Source organism: Mesorhizobium ciceri WSM4083 (assembly GCF_000519305.1).
GTDB classification, from domain to species: domain Bacteria; phylum Pseudomonadota; class Alphaproteobacteria; order Rhizobiales; family Rhizobiaceae; genus Mesorhizobium; species Mesorhizobium ciceri_B.
In genome coordinates, this window is record NZ_JAFG01000004.1 from 103865 (window position 1) to 121650 (window position 17786).

The 17786-nt window shown below is 62.4% G+C and carries 13 protein-coding genes and 1 tRNA gene; 6 read left to right on the plus strand and 8 right to left on the minus strand.

The window, feature by feature from the left end; translation table 11 throughout:
* Window positions 1-7: 7 nt before the first annotated feature.
* Both MESCI2_RS0106425 and MESCI2_RS0106430 read right to left on the minus strand, forming a co-directional pair.
* A complete protein-coding gene (locus MESCI2_RS0106425; protein WP_027035842.1) occupies window positions 8-2248 on the minus strand; it encodes a mannose-1-phosphate guanylyltransferase/mannose-6-phosphate isomerase in 2241 nt (746 codons plus the stop codon).
* Between the two features lie 11 nt (window positions 2249-2259).
* Complete coding sequence (locus MESCI2_RS0106430; RefSeq protein ID WP_027035843.1) at window positions 2260-3780, minus strand: phosphomannomutase/phosphoglucomutase; 1521 nt, start codon at window positions 3778-3780, stop codon at window positions 2260-2262.
* Window positions 3781-3981: 201 nt separating this feature from the next.
* On the opposite strand from MESCI2_RS0106430, the gene MESCI2_RS0106435 reads away from it, so the two are divergent.
* The 4 genes from MESCI2_RS0106435 to MESCI2_RS0106450 all read left to right on the plus strand — a co-directional run bounded on the left by MESCI2_RS0106435 (window position 3982) and on the right by MESCI2_RS0106450 (window position 6074).
* Window positions 3982-4058: transfer RNA gene (locus MESCI2_RS0106435), tRNA-Pro, on the plus strand.
* An 826-nt stretch (window positions 4059-4884) separates the two neighbouring features.
* Window positions 4885-5055, plus strand: a complete 171-nt coding sequence (locus MESCI2_RS0106440; RefSeq protein WP_430981656.1) for a hypothetical protein — start codon at window positions 4885-4887, stop codon at window positions 5053-5055.
* 6 nt (window positions 5056-5061) lie between these two features.
* Window positions 5062-5505, plus strand: coding sequence for a hypothetical protein (locus tag MESCI2_RS1000000138760; RefSeq protein ID WP_027035845.1), 444 nt, complete (start codon window positions 5062-5064; stop codon window positions 5503-5505).
* 224 nt (window positions 5506-5729) lie between these two features.
* Complete coding sequence (locus MESCI2_RS0106450) at window positions 5730-6074, plus strand: hypothetical protein (RefSeq protein WP_027035846.1); 345 nt, start codon at window positions 5730-5732, stop codon at window positions 6072-6074.
* Between the two features lie 33 nt (window positions 6075-6107).
* On the opposite strand, the gene MESCI2_RS0106455 is transcribed toward MESCI2_RS0106450, so the two are convergent.
* From MESCI2_RS0106455 to MESCI2_RS0106470, 4 genes are all read right to left on the minus strand, one after another.
* Window positions 6108-7727, minus strand: a complete 1620-nt coding sequence (locus MESCI2_RS0106455) for an ABC transporter ATP-binding protein (protein ID WP_027035847.1) — start codon at window positions 7725-7727, stop codon at window positions 6108-6110.
* 17 nt (window positions 7728-7744) lie between these two features.
* A complete protein-coding gene (locus MESCI2_RS0106460) occupies window positions 7745-8869 on the minus strand; it encodes an ABC transporter permease (protein ID WP_027035848.1) in 1125 nt (374 codons plus the stop codon).
* Window positions 8862-9785: an ABC transporter permease subunit gene (locus tag MESCI2_RS0106465; RefSeq protein WP_027035849.1), complete on the minus strand. Its 924-nt coding sequence runs from the start codon at window positions 9783-9785 to the stop codon at window positions 8862-8864. The genes MESCI2_RS0106460 and MESCI2_RS0106465 overlap by 8 nt, the downstream gene beginning before the upstream one ends.
* Before the next feature lie 163 nt (window positions 9786-9948).
* The gene (locus tag MESCI2_RS0106470) at window positions 9949-11541 is read right to left on the minus strand and encodes a peptide ABC transporter substrate-binding protein (protein WP_027035850.1); all 1593 of its coding nucleotides are present in this window, start codon (window positions 11539-11541) and stop codon (window positions 9949-9951) included.
* 410 nt (window positions 11542-11951) lie between these two features.
* On the opposite strand from MESCI2_RS0106470, the gene MESCI2_RS01000000134395 reads away from it, so the two are divergent.
* Complete coding sequence (locus tag MESCI2_RS01000000134395) at window positions 11952-12365, plus strand: TadE family protein (protein ID WP_185928987.1); 414 nt, start codon at window positions 11952-11954, stop codon at window positions 12363-12365.
* A complete protein-coding gene (locus MESCI2_RS0106480) occupies window positions 12366-14147 on the plus strand; it encodes a TadG family pilus assembly protein (RefSeq protein ID WP_027035852.1) in 1782 nt (593 codons plus the stop codon).
* Window positions 14148-14158: 11 nt separating this feature from the next.
* Here the strand turns inward: MESCI2_RS0106480 and MESCI2_RS0106485 are convergent, their stop codons facing one another.
* Entirely contained in the window at window positions 14159-15781 is a 1623-nt protein-coding gene (locus tag MESCI2_RS0106485) for an alpha-glucosidase family protein (RefSeq protein ID WP_027035853.1), read from the minus strand.
* Window positions 15768-17777: a glycogen debranching protein GlgX gene (gene glgX, locus MESCI2_RS0106490; RefSeq protein WP_027035854.1), complete on the minus strand. Its 2010-nt coding sequence runs from the start codon at window positions 17775-17777 to the stop codon at window positions 15768-15770. The genes MESCI2_RS0106485 and glgX overlap by 14 nt, the downstream gene beginning before the upstream one ends.
* Window positions 17778-17786: the final 9 nt, after the last annotated feature.

Sequence of the window (17786 nt, forward strand, 5' to 3'; positions counted from 1 at the left end):
CAGCCCTCTACGCCTTCGGGTCGGCCGTCCCATCCAGATACTGGGTCAGCGCGCAGACCAGATGATAGAAGATGCTTGCCGGCACGTCCGATGCCAGCGAGCGGCCGCGCTCGTCGATGCGGTCGATCCACAGGCCGAGCGGCGCCGGGTCGATATGCCAGCGGAACAGCCGGCCGACACGCGCTTCGATCTCCGGCTTGAGGTCGGGACCACCCGAACCGTCCAGCGCGATCGCCGCCTTCACCGCTTCGGCTTGCGGCCAGCTGCGCGATATCAGATCGAGCGGCAGGCCCTGCCTGGAGACGGCGCCATAGGCAAGGCCGGTGGCGCGGTTTAGGCCATTGGCGGTGGCCGAGGCGTAGAGTTTCCGGGCAAAGCCGCTCAACTCGGCCTGGCCGCTACGCCCGGCGAAATCGACCAGCAATGAGGCCCATTCGAAGTGATGGCCGGGCTCGGTCCATGAGCCTTTCTCGCCGGCGGATGGTTTCCATTCGGCATCGAAATATTCGCCTAACGTCCAGCTTTCTGGGTCGAAGAAATGGCTGCGGAAGAGGTCGATGATGCGCGCCGCGCGGCGCAGATGGGCGCGCTCGCCGGTCGCCTGATACCAGGCAAGAAATGCCTCGAGCAGATGCATGTGCGGGTTGGAGCGCCGCTCGCCCTCCCCGTCCGACGTTTCGAGGAAGCCGGTCATGCGGCTGTCCTCGAGATGCGCATCGAGAAAGGCGAAGGTTTCTTCGCCGAGCCGCAAGGCGTCGGAATTGCCAGACATATGCGCATGCGCCAGTGCCAGGAGCACGCAGGAATGATCGTAGGCATCCTCGGTGGCGTCGGCGACCGAGCCGTCGACATTCAGCGTGCGAACCCAGCCGCCTTTGTCGGTGCGGCCCTTGCCGGCCATGAAGGCGATGCCGTGGCTGATCAGACGGTCAGCCGGACCGTCCCAGCCGCGCGCCCGGGCGACGGCGAAAGCATAGACCTGTCTTGCCATGGTGCGCATGCGCTTGGGCTTCATCAACGGCGAGGCGTCCAGGCCGAGCGCTTCGTGAAAGCCGCCATGGCGTTCGTCGACGCCCGATGTCGACCACAGCGGCAAGGTCTCCTGAAACAGCCAGTGATGCACGCGCCGCCGCCAGGCGCCGCTTTCGATGACGCGGTCATGCGCCGGCGTGAACCTGGTTTCCAGGCGACCCGATTTTTCGAGCTGCTCGACGATCTTCTTGACGTGTTGGCTGTGGCTGACCGGGGCGACGAAGGTGGCATCCGATGTCGAAACGATGGCGATGTCCTTCATGCCGATCGCCGACAGCAGGCGGCCGTCACTGCGAATGTAGGAATTCTCGCAATCGATGGCGACGACATCGCCGATGATGACATTGCCCCGGTCGTCTGCGGGGCCGACATCGAGCAGCGACTGCCACGAGCCGAGATCGTTCCAGCGGAAGCCGGCCGGCACCATGGCGATGTCTTTTGCCCGCTCCATGATCGCGTAGTCGATCGAGTTCGACGGAATGGCGGCGTAGAGTTCTAGCGGCATGTAAAGGCCGGACAGATCCGATGTCGCTGCCTTGTAAGCTGCTTCGGTGGCCTGCCAGATATCCGGCTGGAGCGCTATGAAGGCGTCGCGCATGGTGCTGGCGCGAAACAGGAAGATACCGGTGTTCCAGTAGAAATTTCCGGCCTTGAGATAGCTCTGCGCAGTCGCAATATCCGGCTTTTCGACGAAGCGCGATACATCGAAGATGCCGCCGCTTTCGGCTGCGACCTCGATATAGCCGTAGCCGGTCTCGGGCTGTGTCGGCTTGATGCCAAACACCACCAGCCGTCCACTACGCGCTGCCTCGGTGCCGGCTTCGACGCTCTGCCAGAACTGGCGCGGGGTCGATATCTCATGGTCAGACGGCACCACCAGCACCAGACTGTCGCCGAACTCGGACAGTGTGCGCAACGTCGCCAGTGCGACGGCGGCGGCTGTGTTGCGCCCGGTCGGCTCGAACAGCGGCCCGCCGCCGGCGAGGTCGAGGCCGGCAAGATCGGCGTGAACACGATCGGCATGGCGCTCCGCGGCGATCAGGAAGATCGGCGTTTCGCCTTCCGGCCGGGCGGTCAGCCGACGCAAGGTCTTGGCCAGCATCGAGCCATCGCCGGACAGATCGTGGAACTGCTTGGGGTTGTCCTCGCGCGACAGCGGCCACAACCTCGAGCCGACGCCGCCGCTCATGACAAAACTGACAATCCGCTCGGTCATTCAACTACCATTCAAAAGGTCTGATTGTAGGCGCCCACTTCGGGGCTGCGGCGCAGTACGGCGTCGACGGCGTCGAACATCTGTCGGCGACGCTGCGACGATACCGGGCTTTCGACCACCACGACCAGTTCCGGCTTGTTCGACGAGGCGCGCACCAGCCCCCAGGTGCCGTCATCGGCGACGACGCGCACGCCGTTGACGGTGATGAGGTCCGCGATCTTCTGGCCAGCGAAAACCATTCCATCCCGCTTCATGGCCTGAAAGTCGACAACGACCCGCTCGACGACGCCATACTTCATATCGTCCGCGCAGTGAGGCGACATGGTCGGCGTGCCGAAGGTCAGCGGCAGCGCGCGGTAGAGATCGGCCATCGAACTGCCAGGACTGCGATCCAGCATCCGGCAAATGGCGATGGCGGTGACCAGGCCGTCATCGTAGCCACGGCCGATCGGCGGGTTGAAGAAGAAATGGCCCGATTTTTCGAAACCGGCGACGGCGCCAAGCTCGGCGACGCGGCGCTTGATGTAGGAGTGGCCGGTCTTCCAGTAATCAGTAACGGCGCCGTTGGCGCGCAGCACGTTGTCGGTGTTGAACAGGCCGGTCGACTTGACGTCGACGACGAAGGTCGAGCCCGGATGCTGGCTGGAGATATCGCGCGCCAGCATCACACCGACCTTGTCGGCAAAAATCTCATTGCCCTCATTGTCGACGACGCCACAGCGGTCACCGTCGCCATCGAAGCCAAGGCCGACATCGGCTCCCGTCTCCAGCACCTTGTCCCTGATGGCATGCAGCATCTGCATGTCCTCGGGATTGGGGTTGTAGCGCGGAAAGGTATGGTCGAGTTCGACATCGAGCGGGATGACCTCGCAGCCGATGCGCTGCAGCGCTTGCGGCGCGAAGGCGCCGGCGGTGCCGTTGCCGCAGGCGGCGACCACTTTCAGCTTTCGCGTGATGCGCTTGTCGCGGGTCAAATCGTCGAGATAAGTGGCGCGAAAATCGCGGACGAAATCGTAGGAGCCGCCGCCGACGAGATCGAAATCACCAGCCAGCACGATCGCCTTCAGCGCGCTCATCTCTTCCGGTCCGAAAGTCAGCGGCCGCGCCGCGCCCATCTTGACGCCGGTCCAGCCATTCTCGTTATGCGAGGCGGTGACCATGGCGACCGAAGGCACGTCCAGTGCGAACTGGGCGAAATAGGCCATCGGCGATAACGCCAGTCCGATGTCCCTCACCCGTGCGCCTGCTGCCATCAAACCGGACACCAGCGCCAGTTTGATCGACAGCGAATAGGAGCGGAAATCATGCCCGGTGACGATATCGGGACCGGCACCGACACGGCGGATCAGCGTGCCAAGCCCCATGCCGAGCGCCTGGACGCCGATCAGATTGAGCTCCGGCAGTTGCGCGGAACCGGGATGGCCGAACCACCAGCGCGCATCATATTCGCGAAAGCCGGACGCCTTGATCAGCGCTTCGGTTTCGAATTCGAAACTGTTGGGCCGGGCGTCGCCAACGATGCTGAAGGACAAGACTGGAAAACTCCGAGTGACGGAAATTACGAGTTGTCGAGGACTGCGGCTTAGCACAGAAGGCTTTAAGCCACGTTTATCCCAGGAGGGAATCCGAGCCTTTAGGGCTATGCTCGACGAAAGCCTACGAAATGCGACAGAAGTGCCGCCATGCCGCTTGCAGGAACGAAGTGTGGCGGCTATAAGCCCGCGGTCTGGTCACGGAGTGTAGCGCAGCCTGGTAGCGCACCTCGTTCGGGACGAGGGGGTCGCAGGTTCAAATCCTGCCACTCCGACCAGAAAAAACAAAGAGTTAGCGCATCCCGACTTCGGCGCTCCACCTGCCCCTCAAGCGAGATTACTCTCGTCCCCCGTCAGTCGGATGGGCGAATTTCTATTCGCCGTGCCTCTGTGACCGCCTGACAGCGATGCCTGTTGCACTGGACAGTAACCAGACGGTCTCAACCGGCCGCCTGATGCCTTCATGCGTGCGCTCGCGGGCAGATTCCGGAAAACATCCCGACTGGTACGCGCGTCCCGCTCAGCGGAGGCCAAAAAAGCTCAAGATCGCTATCACGATGACCACAGCTCCAACGAGCCAAATGATATTGTTCATGATTTCTCTCCTGTTGCCTGGGGGAAGCCCGCGCCTCTGGCAGAGAACGCGGGCCGACCAGCCTTTGCCGACTGATCTTCAGCAGACACCAAATCGTGATCCTGGCTGCGAGAAATAAACCGTCAGGCACGCCTAATGTTCCGTCGTGGCGTTCTATGATCATGGGCGCCGGCATCATCACCACGACAGCGCTGCCGTGACGGGCTCCGTCCTAACCCATCGGCACCATCCCGCGGTGATCGAACGACGGTACGAACGCAGGGATCCGGCCAAGATTCTTGATGGGGTTCGAGTTTGGATGGGAGTGGGGCCACGAGAGGCCTCTTGGCACGCGTCCCGATCATGTGCCCACGACCAGACTTAGGTCCGGCCCTTACCCGACCGAAGTCCAGGTTGGAAACGCTTGCCCTTGCCCCAAATTCGGGTGGCGGGAAAAAATGGTCAATGAAACTAAGAGCAGCAGCATGTCGAACCGTGAGACCAAAAGATCCCATGCCTTGAGCATGCGCATGACAGAGATCAAGGCCAGGATGCAGGAAGCCCAGATTACCGAAGACGAGATGAAGACCTTCCAGAAGGTCGCGGCCATCATGGAGGGCCGCGAGGGCCGAATCGAGGTTGACGACCTGATTGCCGCTTCATTCCTCACCGACACGCAGCTGAACAGCCAGAAGCGTTAAGCGACCATGCCGACGATTAGCAGACTTTTTGATTCCCCCGCCGATGCGGCGCGGGTTGCCAGCGACTTGGTGGCGGCCGGAATTCCTCGCGTACAGATCGCGATCATCGGGCCTTACAATGACGAGGCGGGATACCTTCGGGTTTCCACTTTAGGATCGTTACTTGGCGCTGCCGCCGGCGTGTTGGCCTGCCTGAGCGCCGTTGCGGCCTATGGCACCAATCCTGTTGCTGCGAGCGTATTGCCAACAGCGGTGGCTGGCGCGGTCTGTGGCGGCGTTGCCGGCGGTCTGTTTGGAACGTTCGCCATGGCCGCCATGAAGTCGGATGATCAGGCGGTTGCCGAGGGGGTGGTTCTGGTGACGGCGCATGTCGATGAAAATGACGCCGACATCGCTCAGACAGTGCTCGGCGGGCGCCCCCCGTCGGCGCTCGTGGCCGAAGCAGCGTAGGAAAGGCCGCCCGACGTCGCCGGGGCGGGCCCTCTCCGTTTACCAGCGATGGAACCCAACACGCGCCAGATAGCAATTCGAGTGACTGAAATGTTCCTGCGTCGGCCGAAAATGCCGGGCCCAGTGGCAGGTTCCTTCGCGGCCGCATATTTTGACGAAAAGGTGCGTCGGCTTTAGGGTCGATGGACCTGATGGAAAGAGTGAAACGGCGGCCCGAGTGCGACATGAATTTGAATTCAACCACAGCCCGGCCCTTGATCCTTGTGATGACGCTGGTTCTCGTTGCTGGCTGTTCATCGCTCGGCAGAACCGTCGATCCAGCGAAATACGATTCGATGACATGCACCGACCTCAACAGTGCGATGGGAGACGTCGCCCGTGACATCTCGCAAACGGCAATCACGCGCGGCAAGGTCACCAACACCAATGTTCCACGCTGGCTGCTCGGCGGCTCACGCGTGAAGACGGCGGTGGCCAACCGCGAAACAGCCAGGATCGACCGGCTTAAGCAGCAACAGGATGCCATTGCCGCTGTGCGAGCGCGCAAGTGCCCGAGGTCCGCGAATTGAGCGGACAGCCAATGCCTCGGTGCCGAGCCCGGTTCAGGCGCTCAGCCGAAATCGCGTCACGTCGATCGCGGCGGCCATCAGGGTCTGCGTGTAGGCGTGCTGCGGATTGCTGAAGATCGCCTCGGTCGGCCCTTCCTCGACGATCTTGCCCTGTTTCATGACGATGATGTAGTCGGCCATGGCGCGCACGACGGACAGATCATGGCTGATGAAAAGATAGGACAATTCGTGGTCCGCCTGCAGCTTGCGCAGCAGTTCGACGATCTGTTTCTGCACAGAGCGATCGAGCGCCGAGGTCGGCTCATCCAAGACCACCAGCCTGGGCTTCAGGATCATGGCGCGAGCAATGGCAATGCGCTGCCGCTGGCCGCCCGAGAATTCGTGCGGGTAGCGATTACGTGCGTTGGGGTCGAGGCCGACCTCGCGCAAGGCCTCGACCGCGCGTTGATCACGCTGCTTGCCTGAAAGATCAGGCTCATGCACCAGAAGTCCTTCAGTGATGACCTGGCCAACGGTCATGCGCGGCGACAGCGAGCCGAACGGGTCCTGGAAGACGAGCTGCATCTGGCGCCGCAGCGGCCGCATCGCCTGCCGGTCGGCTTGGGAAATGTCGCGATCGCCGAAACGGATGAGCCCGTCGCTCGGCAACAGCCGCAGCAAGGCGCGGCCGAGGGTCGACTTGCCCGAGCCGGATTCACCGACGATGCCGATGGTCTGGTTGCGCTGCAGCCGGATGGAGATGTGATCGACGGCACGCAGCATCAGCGGTTCACCAGCAAGAAACCCGCCGCCGATCCTGAACGTCACTTCGACATTCCTGCCTTCGAGCAGCACTGGGGCATTGGCGGGCGGCGGCGCCTTGCTGCCGGTCGGCTCGGCCGCCAGCAGCATTTTCGTGTAGGCATGCTGTGGGTTGGCGAAGATCGCCTCCGCCTCCCCCTCCTCGACAACCTCGCCCTGGCGCATGACATAGACCCGGTCGGCAAAACGGCGGACGATGCCAAGATCGTGGGTGATGAAGACGATCGCCATGCCGAGCTTGCGCTGCAATTCGGCCAGAAGCATCAGGATCTGCGCCTGTATGGTCACGTCGAGCGCCGTCGTCGGCTCGTCGGCGATCAATATGTCAGGGTCGTTGGCGAGCGCCATGGCGATCATCACACGCTGGCGCTGGCCACCCGACATTTCGTGCGGATAGGATTTCATCCGCCGCTCGGGATCGGGAATATGCACCAGCCGCAGCAGGTTGAGCGCCTCTTCACGCGCCTCGGCGGCATTCAGGCCCCGATGCCGGCGGATCGGTTCGATCAACTGGTTGCCGATCGAATAGAGCGGATCGAGCGAAGTCATCGGCTCCTGGAAGATCATGCTGATCTTGCGGCCACGGACCTTGTTGAGTTCGGATTTGCTGAGCGTCAGAAGATTGCGGCCGCGATAGTCGACGTGACCTGTCGCCTCGCCGTTCGATGCCAGCAGGCTCATCGCCGCCATCATCGTCTGGCTTTTGCCGGACCCGGATTCACCAACCACGGCAACGGTCTCGCCCGCATTGACGTGGATGCTGATGCCCTTCACCGCCTCGACGGCGCCGTCGAGCGTGCGGAAGCGGACACGCAAATCCTTGACGCTGAGGATCGTTTCGGAAGCAGCCATCTCAGCGATCCCCATCTTTATCGATCTCTCGGGTCCAATGCGTCGCGCAGGCCGTCGCCGACGAAGTTTAGCGCGAACAGCGTTGAGACGAGGAAGAAGGCGGGAAACAGGAGCAGCCAGTTGGCGGTGCCGATGTTCTTGGCGCCGACCGAGATCAGCACGCCCCAGCTGGTCATGGGCTCCTGCACGCCGAGGCCGAGAAACGACAGGAAGCTTTCCAGGATGATGACCTGAGGCACCAGCAGCGTCATGTAGATCACCACCGGGCCGAGCAGGTTGGGGATGACGTGGCGCAGCAGGATGCCGCGCTGGCCGACGCCCATGGCTTCCGCCGCCTGGACATATTCCTGCCGGCGGATCGACAGCGCCTGGCCGCGCACGATGCGCGCCATGTCGAGCCACAGCACGGCGCCGACCGCCAGGAACATCAGCACGAAGTTGCGGCCGAAGAACACCACCAGCATGATGACGAAGAAGATGAAGGGCAAGGAATAGAGCACGTCGACGATGCGCATCATCACCTCGTCGACCTTGCCGCCGGCAAAGCCTGCAGCGGCCCCGTAGACCACGCCGATCATCACCGCCACGACGCCCGCGAGCAGGCCGATGGCCAGCGATATGCGCCCGGCCATCAGCGTGCGCGAGAGAAGATCGCGGCCCGTGTTATCGGTGCCGAACAGGAAATATTGCTGCTTGATCGAGGCGCTCATCGTCACTTCGAGACCATCGGACGACTTGCTCTCGATCTTGGTGTCGTCAAAGGCATCGGAACGGTCGAGATAGCGGATGTTGCGATCATCGATCGGCCTGGTCGACGTGACGGTGACAAAGACCTGGTTGCCTTCCTGCCGCCATTCCTTGATGTCGACCCGCATGCGCTTGATCGCTTCGGTGAGCGCCGTCTCGATCATGTCGGCCTTCGGATAGGCTGACAGGCTTGGCGGCGTGCGCACATAGTCGGCATAGATGGTGGTGTATTGATGCGGCACGAACCACGGCCCGAACACGCTGACAACACCGATCAGGGCAAGGTAGTACAGGCTGAACATGGCGGCGCGATTGGCCTTGAGCCGCGCCCAGGCATCCCCCCAGAGCGAACGGCCGATGACGGTGGGGGCGGCTGTGGCTGCGATGTCAGTCATAGCGCACCCTCGGATCGACGACCGCATACATGACGTCGACGATCAGGTTGAAGACAATGGTAAAGATGGCGATCACCACCACCGTTCCCATCACCAGCGTGTAGTCACGATTGAGCGCGGCATCGACGAAATAGCGGCCAACGCCTGGAATGGAGAAGATCGTCTCGACGATGACCGAGCCGGTCAGCAGTGCCGCCGCCGCCGGACCGGTGAAGGAGACGATCGGCAGGATGGCGCCGCGCAGCGCGTGCTTGACCACCACCGACCAGTCGGACAGGCCGAGCGCGCGCGCCGTGCGGATGTGGTGGGACCGCAAGGATTCGATCATCGAGCCACGCATCAGCCGGGCGACGATGGCGATCTGCGGCAGAGCGAGCGTCAGCACCGGACCGACCTTGTTGATGAAAGCGCCATCGCCCCACCCACCGATCGGCAACAGCCTCCAGGTCAGCCCGAACAGGAGCTGGATCACAGGCGCAATGACAAAAGTGGGGATGGTGCTGCCGGCGGTGGCCAGCGCAATCACCGTATAGTCGCCAAGCTTGTTCTGGTTCAGTGCCGCAATGGTGCCGAGCACGCAACCGAGCAACAGCGCCAGGACGAGTGCCGAGGCACCGAGCTGGACCGAAATGGGCAGGCCCTTGGCGAAGAGTTCGGTGACGGTGAAGTCCGGCATGTTGTAGCTCGGGCCGAAATTGCCGCGCAGCAGATTGCCGAGATAATGGACGAATTGCAGCCAGAGCGGGTCGTTGAGGCCGAATTGGGCTTCGAGATTGGCCTTGATCTCGGGGCTCAGCCCCCGCTCCTGGTTGAATGGGCCGCCTGGCGCGACGCGCATCAGGAAAAACGCCATGGTCACGATGACGAACAGCGTCGGGATGGCGGTCAGAAGCCGCCGTAATACGTATCGCAGCATCGGTGCCCCGCTTGATCCAGAGCCGCGCGCGTCCAGTTGGACGACGCGCTCTAGCTTTCAAATCTTCGCACCGACATGCCGAAAATCGATTCCGGTTCCCGGGCCGATGCGATGGCAAACCAGCACCGCCGCGCATTGAGTTGCGCGGCGGCCCGGCTAAGGATCAGTCCTTGCTGATGAAGCGGGACGGATGGATGTCCATCACATTGTCGTCGAAGCCATGCAGCTTCGAGGAAACGATGTCGTGGAAGCTGTAGTAGAGAAGCGGAATGTTACCGACGTCATCGACAAGGATGCGCTCGGCCTCAGTGAGGTCCTTCATGCGCTCTTCCGGCTTGCCGCCGGCAGCCGCAGCCTTGTCCATGGCCGCTTCATACGCCGGGCTGACATAGCTCGAATAGTTGTTGCCGCTGGCCTTGCGGGTGATGCCGAGGAAGGTCTCCGGATCCTTGTAGTCGGCGATCCAGGCGGCACGCGCCACGTCGTAGTCGCCCTTCTGCTCGAGGAAGGAGTAGTGGGTCTTGGTGTCGGTGTTGACCAGCGAGACGTCGACGCCGAGCGGCTTCAACTGTTCCTGGATGGCGACGGCCGTGTTCTTGTGGTTTTCCGAAGTGTTGTAGCGGATCTCCATCTTCAACGGATGCTCGGGCGTATAGCCGAGTTTCTCGAGGGTCTTCTTGGCAGCGTCCTCGCGGTCGATCTGCGACATGTCGGCATATTTGGCCATTGCCGGCGTGTAGCCCGCGATGCCCGGAGGCACCATCGAATAGCCAGGCAGCATCGAGTTCTGCCAGACCTTCTCGGCGAGGAAGTCGCGGTCGATCGCCATCGAGATGGCGTTGCGCAGTTCGACATTGTCCCACGGCGCCTTGTCGGTCTTGATCGCATAATAATAGGTGCCGAGATAAGGTCCGACGCGGACCTGGTCGCCGAACTTGGTCTTGAGATCAGCGAGCTGTTCGGTCGGCAGGTCGCCGTAGCTGTCGAGTTCGCCGGCCTCGAACCGCTTCATCGCCGATGAGCGGTCTTCGGTCGGGATATAGTTGACGACGTCCATCTTGACGGTCGCGGCGTCCCAGAATTTCGGATTCTTGACCAGCTTCATGTGGTCGTTGGGAATCCACTCGGCCAGCGTATAGGCGCCGTTCGAAACGAGATTACCCGCCTTGATCCAGTCTGCGCCGAGCTTGTCGATCGAGGCCTTGTTGACCGGATAGGTGGCCTGGTGGGTCAGCATCTCCAGGAAGTAAGGCGTCGGCGCCTTGAGCGTGACTTCGAGGGTATTTGCGTCAAGTGCCTTGACGCCCATATCCTCCGGCTTGCCCTTCTTGGTGTTGACGTCCTCCGCACCCTTCACCGGGTACAGCATCGAGGCGTATTCGGCAGCGGTGGCCGGATCTTCCAGCCGACGAAACGAATAGACGAAGTCGTCCGCCGTCACCGGGCTGCCATCCGACCAGAGGCCATCCTTGCGCAGCTTGAAGGTGTAGACAATGCCGTCGTCGGACACTGTCCAGCTTTCGGCCGCGCCCGGAATGAGGTTCGTCTTCTGGTCATGCATGACCAGACCCTGGAACAGGTCGCGTATGATATCCGCTTCGTAGACTGTCGAGGTCTTGTGCGGATCGACCGTCTCCGCTTCGGCGGCGCTGCCTCTGTTATAGACGGTCTCGGCGAAAGCCGGCGTGTAGAACGTGCCGGCGGCCAGCGCCATGGTCGTGGCGAGCACCGTCGCCTTCAGCATGTTTTTCAGCATGAAGTTCTCCCTGTCGGCGCTGCCGTTGGCGCGCCTATTAAGTGTTGACGCCCCGGAGCCGATATCTGACCCCTTTGAGCGCGCCGCTGCTTCCCGTCCTGCGGCTCGTGCCCAGACACTAACGCGGAGAATTTTTATTTCAACAGACTCTCTGGGTCACCCAAAGTAAGGCGGACGAAAGCTATGGCGTGGCCGCTGAAACATCAGCCGAAACAGAAGCTTGACTTGGTTTTTTCACCTCGACGCCATTTTTCACCGCGAATCGGAGCCATGCCAGTTTGCCGGAATGTCTTAATGCGTTCTTAAGCAACCTGGGGTTACATTATGAGTACCTTCTATATGGTTCGAACTTCAGACGCGTGGCGGCTATGAGTAACAGAGCAAGTAAATTGCCCAAAATCCGTCAATTAATGCGGAAATTTCAAGAAGAACACGGCACTTCCGCGGTCGAATTTGCCTTGCTTTCACCGATTTTCATTCTTCTTCTACTCGGAATGGTTGCATATGGTATATACTTCGGCGCCGCCAACTCGATCCAACAGATCGCAGCGGATGCCGCCCGCACGGCAATTGCCGGGTTGAACCAGACCGAACGCCAGACGCTCGTAGCCAGCTTCGTCACCAACAATGCCGGCGGATATCCCTTCGTGGATGTCAGCAAGTTGACCTACCAGGCCAACGACAGCACGGCTGATGGAAGCCAGTTCGTGGTGTCCATCCAGTACGACGCCCGCAACCTGCCGATCTGGAACCTTTTCCCGGGCATAGCCATGCCCGGTACCACGATCAAGCGCCAGTCAACGATCAGGGTCGGGGGCATTTGAATGCTGCTGCATGCGTGCAATGGGATCGGTCGGCTTGCCCGGTTGATGCTGAGTGACAGGAAAGCGAACTTCACCGTCATGGCGGCATTGAGCGCGCCGGTGGCGCTGGCGCTGGCCGCGGTGGCGATCGACGAAGCCTCGATCTACACCGAGCGCCGCGAAGCCCAGGCAATGGTGGACCTGGCGGCGATCACCGCCGCCTCGAACATGACCAAAGTCAACACAGCGGTTGTCACCACGCTGACCGACAACGGCATGCCAGGGGTTGTCGTTCAAAGCTCGGGACAGACGATCGAGCCGGCGGCCGGCAAAACCGTCGTGACGGTCACGCCCGGGCGATATGTGGCATCCGGCGCCAATGTGGGCCAGCGTTTCCAGGCCAGCGTAACACCCTACAATGCCGTCCGTGTCACCCTGAAGAAGATCCCGGCCCGCTATTTCGCGAGTTCGCTGATCCCCACTCCCGTCATCGGCACCCAAGCCATCGCCAGCATGACGCCGCAGGCGACGTTCTCGGTCGGATCGAGGCTCGCAAGCCTCAATGGCGGTATCCTCAACGCGCTTCTCGGCGGACTTCTCGGCAGCAACATCTCGCTCAGCGTCATGGACTACAACGCGCTGCTCTCCGCCGATGTGAGCGTGCTCTCCTTCGTCGACGGCCTTGCCACACAGCTGAACCTGACCGGCGTGTCGTATTCGGATGTGCTGGCATCGAAGGCGACCGTCGGCCAGATCGCCACGGCCATGGCCAATGTGCCCGGGCTTGGCAACACGGCCAAGGTCGCCCTGCAGACGATCGCGTCCAAGTCGACCGGTACGGTCCAGATCCCGCTCAGTCATCTGGTCGATCTCGGCTCCGTCGGCAAATTGGGCCTCGGGCAAAGGCCCGCCGGCCTCGGCGTCGACGCCAGCGCCTTGGGAATGCTGACGGCCGCCGCCGGGCTGGCAAACGGTTCAAAACAGGTCGACGTCGCCCTAGGCGCCACCATTCCGGGCGTGCTGTCGACCACGCTCGCCATCGCCATCGGCGAACCGCCGCAATCCTCGCCGTGGCTGGCGGTTGGAGAAGCCGGCACCGTGGTTCGCACCGCGCAAACGCGCATCAAGCTGCTGGTCACGGTCGGCGTCGGCAATCCAAACCTGGGCGGCGGTATCAGCCTGCTGTCAGTCAAGCTGCCGCTGAATGTCGAAGTGGCCTACGCCGAAGCAAAGCTGACCGACATCAGCTGCCCGACCGGCCCCGACAGCCTGAAGGTTACCATTGCCGCGAAGCCCGGCATCGCGGCGGTGAACCTTGCCGCCAGCGATGCCGATAACAGCCCCACCGCCTTCGCGGATTTCAGCAACCCGCAGTCGTTCTCCGACGCCAACATCGCGGATGTCAGCCTCAATCTGTTGCTGTTAAAAATTCCGCTAATATTGGTGAAGGGTTCGGCGGGTGCCGACATCACCAACGTCAGCCCGACCAACCTGGTCTTCAACAAAACCGAGATCGCCGCCAAAACCATCAAGACGACGCCAACACGGGACATTACCCAGACGCTGACAACGTCACTGGTCGACAAGTTGTCGCTTTCCGTCAATGCGCTTGGTATCCTCGGGCTTGACATAACGGCGTTGCTCGGCACCGTGAAGCCAGCTGTGACAACGCTCTTGAAAACCGTAACGGCACCAGTCGACACATTGCTTTACAACCTGCTCGATACGCTCGGCGTGCATCTCGGCGAGGCCGATGTCCGGGTCACCGGCGCGACATGCGGACGTGCCGTGCTGGTGCAGTAACGGTCGGGATATCAGTCGAACCTGCCCAAAAAGGCTCCGAGCGCTGGCAGCAAAAGCTCGGCCCCGACGACCGCGGCATCGCCATCCAGCTGTGCAACCGCTCCGATGTCCCCGGGCAACGGCCAATTGGCCGGTCCGCCGGCGAAATTGAAGACACAGAGCAGTCTTTCGCCGCCGCCCTCGCGGATGAAAGCGAGCACGTCACCCTCGGCGTCGAGAAAGCGGATCGAGCCTGATACCAGCGCCTCATGCTCCCCGCGCAAGGCCAGCGTGGTCCGATAGGACTTCAGCACCGAGGCCGTGTCGGCATTCTGGACATCGACCGCGCGGGCACGATGGCTGGCCGGTATCGGCAGCCACGGCCTGGCCGTGGAGAAGCCCGCATTGTCGGCGCCGGCCTCCCAGACCATCGGCGTGCGACACCCATCCCTGCCCTTGACGCCCGGCCAGAAGCGGATGCCGACGGGATCGCGCAGATCCTCATAGGCCAGCTCCGCCTCCTCCAGGCCCAACTCCTCGCCCTCATAGAGGCAGATCGAGCCGCGCAGGCAGGCGAGCAGCATGATCGAGAATCTTGCGACCGCATCGGGATCGCTGTCCGGCCTTGTCCAGCGGCTGACATGGCGCACCACATCATGGTTGGAGAACGCCCAACAGACCCAGCCGTCGGAGACGGCCGCCTCGAAGGCTTCGACGCAGCCACGCACATGCGCGGCCGAGAACTGCGGACCGAGCAGGTCGAAGGTGTAACACATATGCAGCTTGTCGCCGCCTGAGGTGTAGGCGGCGAGCGTCTGCAGCGAGCGGCCTTCATCCCCGATTTCGCCGACCGCGGCGCGGTCGTCATATTCATCGAGCAGCGCCCTGAAGCGGCGCAGGAACGCCAGGTTTTCCGGCTGCGTCTTGTCGAACAGATGCTCCTGGTAGAGGTAGGTGTTGGTCTCGCCGTTGGTGCCGGCGACGCTCGACGCCAAGGGCGGATTGCTGCGCAGCCAGCGGTCATGGAAATAGTAATTGACCGTATCGAGCCGGAAACCGTCGACGCCGCGCTCCAGCCAGAAGCGCACCGTGTCGAGAAGCGCGTCCTGGACCTCCGGATTGTGAAAATTCAGATCGGGCTGCGAGGCAAGGAAATTGTGCATGTAATACTGCCGGCGGGTCGAATCCCATTCCCAGGCCGGGCCACCGAAGACGGAGAGCCAGTTGTTGGGCGCGCCGCCATCGGGCTTGGTATCGGCCCAGACATACCAGTCCGACTTGGGGTTATCGCGGCTGGCGCGGCTTTCGACAAACCAGTCGTGCTTGTCGGACGAATGCGACAGCACCTGGTCGATGATGATCTTCAGGCCGAGGCGATGCGCCTCGGCGACCAGCGCATCGAAATCCTCGAGCGTGCCGAACATCGGATCGACATCGCAGTAATCCGACACGTCGTAGCCCATATCGGCCATCGGCGACTTGAAGAAGGGCGACAGCCAGACGGCGTCGACACCAAGCGAGGCGATATGGGCGAGCCTCGACGTGATACCGGCGAGATCGCCGCTGCCATCGCCGGTCGTGTCCTGGAAGGAGCGCGGATAGACCTGGTAGATGGTGCAGCCGCGCCACCATCCGGTCTTGTCACCTGCCGCCATTGCGGTTCTCCCTTGGGCCGGTCTGCGCGGCTGCGCATTCGATCATGAAGACCACCGTCCGCCCCGACACCGGTCGCGAGATGTCCACTGCATCGCCTGTCTCCAGGGCTTGCGTCCAGAAAAATCCTTCGCGCTCGGGCAACGTGACCATGCAGGCACGGCGATCGCCGTTGATGATCACTGCAAGGCGGCTGGCGCCAGCCAGGATCATGACCAGGCGGTGCCGCTGCGGGTCCTGCCAGCTTTGTTCGTCGAGCGGCGCGCCTGTCTCGGTCAGCCATCCGACGTCCGGCATCTTTGACCCTGCCGGTGGCTGGCCCGTGAGGAAGCTTGTGCCGCAAAGCGCGGGCATCGCTCGGCGAAGCGTCGACAGCAGCGCCGTGTAGTGCTCCAGCACCTGGTCGCGGCCGGCCCAGTCGAGCCAGGTGATCTCGTTGTCCTGCGCATAAGCGTTGTTGTTGCCTTGCTGGGTGCGGCCGAATTCGTCGCCGGCCGTCAGCATGATGGTGCCGCGTGACGCAAACAGCGTGGCGAGCAGCGCGCGCTGATCGTTCAGCCGAGCCACGGCTACGGCCGGGTCATCCGCATCACCTTCCACGCCGTTGTTCCAGGACAGGTTTTCATTGTGGCCGTCGCGGTTCTGTTCGCCATTGGCTTGGTTGTGCTTGCGCTCGAAGCGCACGATGTCGGCGAGCGTCATGCCGTCATGGGCAGCGATGAAATTGACCGTACGGCTGGCACCTTGCCCGTTCGCGGCAAACACATCGGACGAACCGGCAAGCCGGGTCGCCAGGGCGCCGACCATGCCGGCGTCGCCGCGCCAGAAGCGCCTGACATCGTCGCGATACTTGTCGTTCCATTCGAGGAAGGGCGACGAAAAATTGCCGAGCTGATAGCCGTCTGGACCGATGTCCCACGGCTCGGCGAGCAACACGCGGTCGGCCAGCAGCGCGTCGTCGCGCATCGCTTTCAGCAGCGGCGCCTCAGCATCGAATGTTCCTTCAACCCGCCCCAGAATGGGCGCCAGGTCAAAGCGGAAGCCGTCGACGCCGGCATCCCTGACGAAATGGCGAAGCGTGTCGAGGACCATTTCCTGGACCACAGGATGGTCGCAAGCGACCGTGTTGCCGGTGCCGGTGTCGTTGGCCAGCCTGCCGTCAGGCGTGTGCCGGTAATAGGCCTGGTTGTCGAAGCCGCGCAGCGACAGCGTGGGACCAAGCCTGTCACTCTCGCCGGTATGGTTGAAGACGAGGTCGAGGATGACGCCGATGCCGGCCTCGCGCAGCGCAGCGACCGTGTTTCGCAATTCCATGATGCCGCCCGGCGCCAGACGCGGATCGAGGGCCATGAACGTCACGGGATTATAGCCCCAGGCGTTACGCAGCCCGAGCGGCGGCAAATGTCGCTCGTCGATCGACGCGGTCACCGGCATCAATTCGACCGCGCCAACGCCGAGTTTTTTCAGATGCTCGACAATCACGGGATGAGCGAGAGCGGCAATGGTGCCACGCAACTTCTTGGGAACGTCCGGATGCAGCATGGTGAAGGCGCGCACCGGCACTTCGTAAATAAGGCCGCTCGGCTGGAATAGCGGCGGGGCAGCCTGCACCGGCTTCGGCAGCGCAGCGGCAATCGCCTTCGGCATCAGCGGCGCGGTATCGGCGCCCTCGTTCCGGCGTTGAGCCAGCCGCCAGTCATAGGTGTAGGACCTGTCGATCTCGACGGCATAAGGATCGGTCAGGAGCTTGGCGGGATCGAACCACAGGCCGCGCTCCGGCGCGTAGTCGCCATCGGCGCGAAAGCCGTAGCGGATGCCCTGGCCAAGGCCCGCAACGAATAGCGCATGCACGCCCTCGCCTTCCGGCTGCAGCTCGAGCCGTTCGATTTCCCGGTTGCCCTGCTCGTCGAAAATCGAGACCCAAAGCCGACGAGCGGCTTGCGACCATGCGGCAAAGCGGATGCCTTCGCGGGTGACGGTGGCGCCGAGCTGGGTCATGCGAGCTCC

What these genes read in the sequence shown, in the direction of transcription:
- MESCI2_RS1000000138760 (WP_027035845.1), top strand. Translation starts at nt 5,062, where the DNA reads ATGCCGACGATTAGCAGACTTTTTGATTCCCCCGCCGATGCGGCGCGG.
- MESCI2_RS0106465 (WP_027035849.1), bottom strand. Translation starts at nt 9,785, where the DNA reads ATGCTGCGATACGTATTACGGCGGCTTCTGACCGCCATCCCGACGCTG.
- MESCI2_RS0106425 (WP_027035842.1), bottom strand. Translation starts at nt 2,248, where the DNA reads ATGACCGAGCGGATTGTCAGTTTTGTCATGAGCGGCGGCGTCGGCTCG.
- MESCI2_RS0106450 (WP_027035846.1), top strand. Translation starts at nt 5,730, where the DNA reads ATGAATTTGAATTCAACCACAGCCCGGCCCTTGATCCTTGTGATGACG.
- MESCI2_RS0106485 (WP_027035853.1), bottom strand. Translation starts at nt 15,781, where the DNA reads ATGGCGGCAGGTGACAAGACCGGATGGTGGCGCGGCTGCACCATCTAC.
- MESCI2_RS01000000134395 (WP_185928987.1), top strand. Translation starts at nt 11,952, where the DNA reads ATGCGGAAATTTCAAGAAGAACACGGCACTTCCGCGGTCGAATTTGCC.
- MESCI2_RS0106440 (WP_430981656.1), top strand. Translation starts at nt 4,885, where the DNA reads ATGACAGAGATCAAGGCCAGGATGCAGGAAGCCCAGATTACCGAAGAC.
- MESCI2_RS0106460 (WP_027035848.1), bottom strand. Translation starts at nt 8,869, where the DNA reads ATGACTGACATCGCAGCCACAGCCGCCCCCACCGTCATCGGCCGTTCG.
- MESCI2_RS0106470 (WP_027035850.1), bottom strand. Translation starts at nt 11,541, where the DNA reads ATGCTGAAAAACATGCTGAAGGCGACGGTGCTCGCCACGACCATGGCG.
- MESCI2_RS0106480 (WP_027035852.1), top strand. Translation starts at nt 12,366, where the DNA reads ATGCTGCTGCATGCGTGCAATGGGATCGGTCGGCTTGCCCGGTTGATG.
- MESCI2_RS0106455 (WP_027035847.1), bottom strand. Translation starts at nt 7,727, where the DNA reads ATGGCTGCTTCCGAAACGATCCTCAGCGTCAAGGATTTGCGTGTCCGC.
- glgX (WP_027035854.1), bottom strand. Translation starts at nt 17,777, where the DNA reads ATGACCCAGCTCGGCGCCACCGTCACCCGCGAAGGCATCCGCTTTGCC.